6 protein-coding genes are annotated in these 7,317 nt (G+C 67.0%); 2 read left to right on the top strand and 4 right to left on the bottom strand.

Features of this window, described 5'->3' with window-relative positions:
• Positions 1–66 precede the first annotated feature (66 nt).
• Both B3T77_RS07605 and B3T77_RS07610 read left to right on the top strand, forming a co-directional pair.
• Complete coding sequence (locus tag B3T77_RS07605) at positions 67–1,500, top strand: hypothetical protein (protein ID WP_292078580.1); 1,434 nt, start codon at positions 67–69, stop codon at positions 1,498–1,500.
• A gap of 68 nt (positions 1,501–1,568) precedes the next feature.
• On the top strand, positions 1,569–2,102 hold the full coding sequence (locus tag B3T77_RS07610; protein ID WP_292078582.1) for a hypothetical protein: 534 nt from the start codon (positions 1,569–1,571) through the stop codon (positions 2,100–2,102).
• Here the strand turns inward: B3T77_RS07610 and ychF are convergent.
• The 4 genes from ychF to B3T77_RS07630 all read right to left on the bottom strand — a co-directional run bounded on the left by ychF (position 2,095) and on the right by B3T77_RS07630 (position 7,200).
• On the bottom strand, positions 2,095–3,189 hold the full coding sequence (gene ychF / locus B3T77_RS07615; RefSeq protein ID WP_066623261.1) for a redox-regulated ATPase YchF: 1,095 nt from the start codon (positions 3,187–3,189) through the stop codon (positions 2,095–2,097). The genes B3T77_RS07610 and ychF overlap by 8 nt on opposite strands.
• Positions 3,190–3,259: 70 nt before the next feature.
• Complete coding sequence (locus B3T77_RS07620; RefSeq protein ID WP_292078586.1) at positions 3,260–3,751, bottom strand: copper chaperone PCu(A)C; 492 nt, start codon at positions 3,749–3,751, stop codon at positions 3,260–3,262.
• Between the two features lie 13 nt (positions 3,752–3,764).
• Positions 3,765–5,111, bottom strand: a complete 1,347-nt coding sequence (locus B3T77_RS07625) for a PepSY-associated TM helix domain-containing protein (protein ID WP_292078589.1) — start codon at positions 5,109–5,111, stop codon at positions 3,765–3,767.
• Entirely contained in the window at positions 5,101–7,200 is a 2,100-nt protein-coding gene (locus B3T77_RS07630; protein ID WP_292078591.1) for a TonB-dependent receptor family protein, read from the bottom strand. Before B3T77_RS07630 ends, B3T77_RS07625 begins: the two co-directional genes overlap by 11 nt.
• Positions 7,201–7,317 lie beyond the last annotated feature (117 nt).

Genomic DNA, 7,317 nt, shown 5'->3' on the forward strand with positions numbered 1-7,317 from the left:
CGTAAGCTGACGCGGCGCGTTGACGACCGCTAGGCTTCGCGCCGAGCGCCCTTCAGGAGATCGCCCTTGCGCGTCCACGCCTTCGCCTCGTCCGCCGTTTTGGCCCTCGCCCTTATGAGCGGCGCCTGCGCCGCAGGGCCCATGTCGGCGCCGGCGACCCTTCAGGAGGAAGGCGGACCCCAAGTGACGGTGACCCGCGACGGCGATCACCTCAACATCGACTATCGCTTTGGGCGCGACGTGCCGGTCTGGGCCTTCCAGGATTCGGCGCTGGAACAGGATTCGCGCCAGCCCTGGCGGCCGCGCCAATGGACGGTTGAGACGCCCGGCGTCGTCATGGAGCGACGCGGCCATTACGACATCATCCGCAGCACGGACGGCGGTCCCGTGCCGCGCGAAGTCCGCTTCCGCGTTCGACCGCAGGCGGTGGATCTTGAGGCCGAGTATCCGACCCTGCTGTTCTCCAATGGCGCCGTGGCCCTGCCGACCCGGCAACTGGACGTCTTCGCCCTGCCGTCGGCCCAGGCGGCTGAACAGGTGCCTGACGACCTGAACCGAATCCGCCTGGATGGCGGTCCCTCGCGCGTGACCTGGCGGGACGAGAACGGACCCGTCCTGTTCAACGGGCGCCGCCGCGACGAACTGACCACGACGGACGAGCGCAGCTATGTCCTGCTGGGCGAGGCGACGGTGACGCCGGGCGATGGCCTGTCGACCGTTATGGACCCCAATCTGCCGCCGTGGATCGGCGAGGAGATCCGGGGCTTTGCGCCGCATGTCGGTCATTACTACCGCGATCGCCTCGGCGCGCCGGGCTCCGGCGGCGATACGCCCATCGTCATGGTGGCCTGGAACGGGCCGACCGAAAGCATGACGAGCATGGGCGGCAGCGTCCTTCCGGGCCTGATCGTCATGTCGTTCGAGGGGCGGGGCGTGACCTCGCCGCAGCCGGAAATCGTGGAGCGTTCGCGCTGGTTCATCGGCCATGAGGGGGCGCATTTCTGGCTGGGACAGACGGTGCGATACGCCTTCGCCGACGAGGCCTGGATCACCGAGGGCGGGGCCGACCTGATGGCCGTGCGCGCCCTGAAGGCCCTCGATGCAAACTATGACGACCGGGCCGAGCTTCAGTCCGAGGTGGACGACTGCGTCAGCCTGGCGCGCAAGCCGGTCGCCCAGGCCGGCGCCCGGGGCGAACACCGCGCCTATTACGCCTGCGGGGCCGTCTTCGCCTTGGCGGCGGAGGGCGCGCAACGCCAGCGGACCGGCGGCGACTGGTTCGACTTCCTCAGACCTCTGCTGCGCCAGCCGGACGGCGTGCTCAGCCGCGAGGAATGGCTGACGGCCCTGACCCGGACATCGCGCGACCCGTCGTTGCGCGGCGATGTCGAGCGGCTGCTGGACCAAGGCGCGCCCAATCCGTCCGCCGTCATCGCCCGCCTGTTCCAGCGCACCGGCGTGGCCTTCCGGATGATCGACGGCCGCGTGGTCTTGAGCTGAATCCGATCTCAGGCGCTGGCGCCGGTCATCGGATTGAACCCGAACCTTGGCCGTGGCGTTGTGGCGGGATGAAAACAGCCTTGATCCCGATGGCGGGCGCGATCGCCCTTCTGGCCGCCTGCGGCGATCACGAGGTCAATCCGCCGAACGAACCGGCGGCACCGCTGCGAACGCCCGAGGCCATGCAGCCGGTCGAACCGCCTGGACCGTCGTCTCTGGCTGGACGTGGGCCGCGCAGCTTCGTGGGGGTCTGGGCGGCGAACCCGCAATGGTGCGCCCGGCCCCAGGGCGAACGCAGCCCGATCACCCTGACGCCGCTGCGCTTCGACGCATACGGCCGCAACTGCGACATCGCCAGCATCGATGAGACGGGTTCCGGCTATGTCGCAGTGCTGCGATGTGCGGGCCGGCCTCAGACCGAGCGGGTGCATATGAGCACGAGCGGCGACGTGATGAACCTGACCTATGTCGATCAGGACATGAAGACGGTGAAACTGGCGCGCTGCCCCGGTTCGCCGCGCGCGCCCGATCCTGCCAATCCGCTTGAAAAGATGATGAAGAAAGACGGGGCCGGAACCCCGCCTGCCGCGCCGCCTAGTTGAACAGGAAGTTCATCACGTCGCCGTCCTTGACGACATAGGACTTGCCTTCGGCGCGCAACTTGCCGGCCTCGCGCGCCTTGGCTTCCCCGCGCAGGGCTACGAAGTCGTCGAAAGCGATGGTCTCAGCGCGGATGAAGCCCTTTTCGAAGTCGGTATGGATCACGCCGGCCGCCTGGGGCGCGGTGTCGCCGACATTGATGGTCCAGGCACGAGCTTCCTTGGGGCCGACCGTGAAATAGGTCTGCAGGCCCAGCAGCTTATAGGCCTCGCGGATCAGTCGGTTCAGGCCGGGCTCTTCCAGACCCAGGGTCTCCAGGAACTCCTTCTGTTCCTCGTCGTCCAGCACGGCGATCTCGGACTCGATCTGGGCCGAGATGACGACCGAGTTGGCGTTGTCCTGGGCGGCGCGGGCTGCGACCTTGTCGGACAGGTCGTTGCCCTTGTCGGCCGAGCCCTCCTCGACGTTCGAGACATAAAGCGCTGGGAGCGCCGTCAGCAGTTGCAGCATGTGCCAGGCCTTGATGTCCTCCTTGGACACCTCGGCAGTGCGCGCGGGCTTGCCAGCGTTCAGCTGGGCCAGGGCCAGATCGACCAGCTTCAGCGTCAGGACCGATTCCTTGTCGCCGCCCTTGGCGCGCTTCTCCAGCTGCGGCCGGCGACGCTCCAGACTTTCCATGTCGGCCAGCATCAGTTCGGTCTCGATGATCTCCAGGTCGGCGATCGGATCGATGCGGTCCTCGACGTGGGTGATGTCGTCATCCACGAAGCAGCGGGCGACGAAGGCCACGGCGTCGCAGTCGCGGATGTTGGCCAGGAACTGGTTGCCCAGGCCTTCGCCCTTGGACGCGCCACGCACCAGACCGGCGACGTCGACGAAGGTGATGCGGGCCGGGATGATCTCTTTCGATCCAGCGATCTCGGCCAGGGCGTTCAGACGCGCCTCGGGCACGGCCACATCGCCGGTGTTCGGCTCGATGGTGCAGAACGGATAGTTGGCCGCCTGGGCCGCCGCCGTCTTGGTCAGGGCGTTGAACAGGGTGGACTTGCCGACGTTGGGCAGGCCGACGATCGCGACTTTAAGAGCCATGGTATTCCTCGTGAGGCGCGAGCCTTTAGCGGGTTCAGAGCCGTTTGTCAGGCTCGCGCTTCAACTGAGGTCAGTGGGCGGCGTGATCCATGCCTTCCATGGCCGGTTGGCGAACCTGCGCCTGAACCGTGATCGCCGGCGCCGACGCGAACTGGAACGTCAGCGGCACGGTCTCGCCGGCGACCAGAGGCGCGGTCAGGCCGATGAGCATCAGGTGGTTGCCGCCCGGCGCCAAGGCCACGGCCTGACCGGCGGGCAGGGGCAGGCCCGCCGTCAGCTCGGCCATCTTCATCATGCCGTTCTCGGTCTTCATCTCGTGGACCTGAAGCGATGCGGCGCGCGGGGTCGATCCCCCCGTCAGCCTGTCGTCGGTCGCGGCGGTCAGGGTGACATAGCAGCCGCCGGCCTTGGCCCCGTTCGGCGACGGGCGGCACCAGGCGTCGGTCGCGGTCACGGTGGCGGTCGCCGTCGGCGTCTTAGCCGTCGGCGCCTTGGCCGGCTCGGACGGATTGCATGCCGCCAGCGACAGGGCGGCGGCGGCAAGGGCGAGTTTGATCTTCATGGCGTCAGGTCTTTCACGAGGCGGCGGAACGGCGCCGGATCATCGGACGCAGGGCTCGGTCGAGCAATACGGCCGCGATCAGGCTCAGTCCCGTCAGGGGATAGAGGATGGCGAGTGGCAGGACGATGCCGACGACAGCGGCGCGCGCACGCGGTCCCGGCGGGGCGGGCGGGGCGCCCAGGCGTCGGCGCGACAGATTGGGCGGGCGGCGCTTCCACCACATGACCAGGCCGCTGATCGCCAATAGCCACACGCCGATGCAGCCCAGCAGCATGACGATGCGGTTCGCCTGTCCAAACTGCGTGCCCTGGTGCGTATAGATGCCGAACTCGATGGCCTTGGCGCCGGCGCCGAACTGGTCATAGCCTATATCGCCCAGCAGCCGCCCGGAGACCGCATCGACATAGAGCGACCGGCTGTCCTGAACCCGCGTCGCCTGGGTCGTCAGCGTATAGGCGGTGTCATCGGCCTTGGGGATGTTCACCGTATAGGGGCGCGCCAGGCGGGCCTGATCCGCGACCCCCAGAACCTGCGCCAGGCCGCCATGGCCGGCATGGTCGTGGGTCATCACCATGCCCTCCATGGTCCAGCCGGCCCCGACCGGCGCATCGTGGTGCTGCGCCCTCTGCCAGGCGCCGGCGACGGGTGCGGGCGGCCGCCCCAGCCCTGTCTCCTTGACCGCCCCCATGACCTTGTCGCCCCAGACCGCGGACCACGGCATGCCGGTCACGGCCAGAAACAGCACCACTCCGCCGACATAGAAGCCCGTCAGCCCATGCAAGTCGCGCCAGAACGGACGGCGGCGGCTGTCTGTCGTCTGCGGTGCAAAGGTCGCCACGCCCCGCCCGCGCGGCCACCACAGATAAAGCCCCGTGGCGAACAGGATGATCGTCCAGCCGGCGACGACCTCGACCAGGATGTTGAACGGCAGCCCCAGCAGGGTGAGGCTGTGGGTCTTCTTGACCTGCTCCATGAACCCGCCGGCCGGAATGACCCCGGTGACCCGGCCGGTGTGCGGATCGACAAAGACCGTCTTCTGCACGCCGTCGGGTCGATCGACCCTGATCCGGATCGCCTGATCGTCACGCGCGGGCATGACCAGATTGGCGACGCGCCCCCCGCCTGCGGCCTGGGCGGCCGAAGCCACCCACGCATCCGGCGCCGCCCGCATCTGAACTGCCGGCACGCGGATCATGTCGCGATACAGAAACCCGTCGATCTCGTCCTTGAACAGATAAAGCCCCCCCGTCAGGGCCAGCAGCATCAACACCGGCATGACGAAGACGCCGGCATAGAAATGCCAGCGCCAGACCGCGCGATAGGCGCCTGAAATTGAGGCGTCGCCAGACTCAGAACGCATAACGCAACCCCACATAGGCCGAACGTCCTTCGCCGGGCACAAAGACGGCAGTCGCGACTTTAGTGGCGTCCGTCACGGCGTTGACGGTCGAAATATAGCGCTCGTCGGTCAGGTTGCGCGCATCCAAGAACAGTGAAACTCCACCTCGCAAACTCCAGCCCGCATTGAACGACAGAATGGCGTAGTCAGGCGCCGTCAGCGGCGTTCCATCTGTGGCGCTGCGCGTGTTGGCGTAATCGATCAGCACGTCCGTCGGCGACCATTCGACGCTAGGCGCCACGAACCAGCCCGCCGGATGGGCATATTTCAACTCGGCCCGGTAGAGATGCTCCGGCACGACCGGCAGGCGATTGTCGCCATAGACACGGTCGTTCTTGAAGAGGAAATCTGACCAGGCGTAGGTCTGGCGCAGCGTCAGGCGACCATCGGTGCTGTCGATAATCCGCCAGTCCAGCCCCGCTTCGATGCCCTGATGGACGGTATCGTTAGCATTGAAGGTCGCGGCGGGAATGTTCAGGGTCGGATTGACGCTGTAGTTCAGCAGTTCGCCTTCGATCTGGGCGCGATAGGCCGACAGATCGTAAGTGAAGGGACCGCGACGGCCGCGGGCGCCGACCTCGGCTGTCCAGGCATCCTGGATGTCGACGGGCACGAACTTCGGCACGTTGCCCTGCACCAAGGCGCCATAGCTGGGGGCCTCCGCCGAGCGCGTAAGATTAGCGTAAATCTGGGCGCCCATCTCATTTTCCCATAGCAGGCCGATGCGCGGCGCGAACCAGTCAAAGGTCGCGTCGGCATTGTTGGCTGGGACCAGGTTGTTTGTGTAGTCCCGCTCCGCACGGCCGTAGCTGCCGCCCGCGACCAGAGCCAGACGGTCCGTGACGAACAGGCGACCCTCGGCGAAGATGTCGATGCCGGTCGCGTCCTGAACCGAATCGCCGATCTTGGCGCCTGGACGTGCGCCACCTGCCGCCACGAAGGTGAAGGCGTCCGTCGTCCAGCCGCGATAGCTGATCCCCGTATAGGCGTCAGCCCTCATGCCGCCCAGCCGACCGTTCCAGTCCAGTCGGCCATAGCCGCCCCACTGCAGGCTGTTCTGATCGATGACGATGGAAATGGGGTGATAAAGATCCTTGTCCACTACATAGACGGCCCCTTCGAACGACAGGCTGTCATCCACGCGCCAGCGACCCAGAAGGGTGCTTCTCAATGATTTCACGTCGCGCGCAAAGGCCAGCATGTTATTGTTCGCCGGTACGGCGGTAGGGTTGGTGAGGGCCTGCTGACGGGTGACGGCGGAAGACACCGACTGGTCCAGATCATTGCCCTGAACGATCAGCCGCAACTCACGACCTTCGCCGAACGACCGGCCCAGATTGAGCGTCAGGCGTTTTGAATCTGAGCTTTGATTGTCCCGGAATCCGTCCGAACTGGCCACGGTGGCGGCCGCGTACAGGTCCCAGTCGCCCCAGTCGCGCGCCAGGGCGACATGGCCGCGCAGGGTATCAAACGATCCGCTCTCGATCCGGATCAGGTTCCGGCTCGCGGCCGTGCGCCCGGTCGGTGTCACGACATTGATCGCACCGCCCAGGGCGGCGCCGCCGAAGCGCAGGGCGTTGCCGCCCTTGAACACATCGATGTGGCGCGCGATCAGGGGATCGATCTCCTGAAACTCGCCAAAACCGTCGGGCGCATTGAAGGGCACGCCGTCCTGGGCCAGCAGCACGCCGCGCAGGTGCGCGCCGTTGCCGATGCCCGAGCCGCGAATCGACAACCGCACCTCCTCGCCCCAGCGGCGTTGTGCGAAGACGCCTGGCACGCTGCGAAGCGTATCGGCGAAGGTCAGGGCGTAGCGGTCCTGGTAGGTTTCAGAGGCGACGACCGCAACGGCGCCGGGCGTGCGAGACAACAGGGCGCGGGCTTCTGCGACAACGGCGGGATCCTCGGCGTTGCGACGGCCGGTGACGATGACGCTGTCCAGCAAAGCCGGTTCGGGCGTCTGCTGGGCCAGGACGGGGCTCGTCCAACCGGCGTTGGAGAGGGCGGCGAGCAGCAGCGCGCAGGGCGCTGCGGTAGTCTTGAAGGACATGGATTGAACCTGAAATCAGAACGAGACGGCGCGCGGGTGTTGGGGTCGGCGCGGGCTTGGGTCTGGTTCAGGCTTTGGGTGGGGCGGTGGACGGCGGGCGCGGCGGCGCGCGCGCGG

The organism is Brevundimonas sp. UBA7838 (assembly GCF_002500885.1).
Taxonomy (GTDB): domain Bacteria; phylum Pseudomonadota; class Alphaproteobacteria; order Caulobacterales; family Caulobacteraceae; genus Brevundimonas; species Brevundimonas vesicularis_C.

Bases quoted from the DNA above. Each gene is read 5' to 3' on its own strand.
- B3T77_RS07610 (WP_292078582.1), top strand. From the start codon at position 1,569: ATGAAAACAGCCTTGATCCCGATGGCGGGCGCGATCGCCCTTCTGGCC.
- ychF (WP_066623261.1), bottom strand. From the start codon at position 3,189: ATGGCTCTTAAAGTCGCGATCGTCGGCCTGCCCAACGTCGGCAAGTCC.
- B3T77_RS07620 (WP_292078586.1), bottom strand. From the start codon at position 3,751: ATGAAGATCAAACTCGCCCTTGCCGCCGCCGCCCTGTCGCTGGCGGCA.
- B3T77_RS07625 (WP_292078589.1), bottom strand. From the start codon at position 5,111: ATGCGTTCTGAGTCTGGCGACGCCTCAATTTCAGGCGCCTATCGCGCG.
- B3T77_RS07630 (WP_292078591.1), bottom strand. From the start codon at position 7,200: ATGTCCTTCAAGACTACCGCAGCGCCCTGCGCGCTGCTGCTCGCCGCC.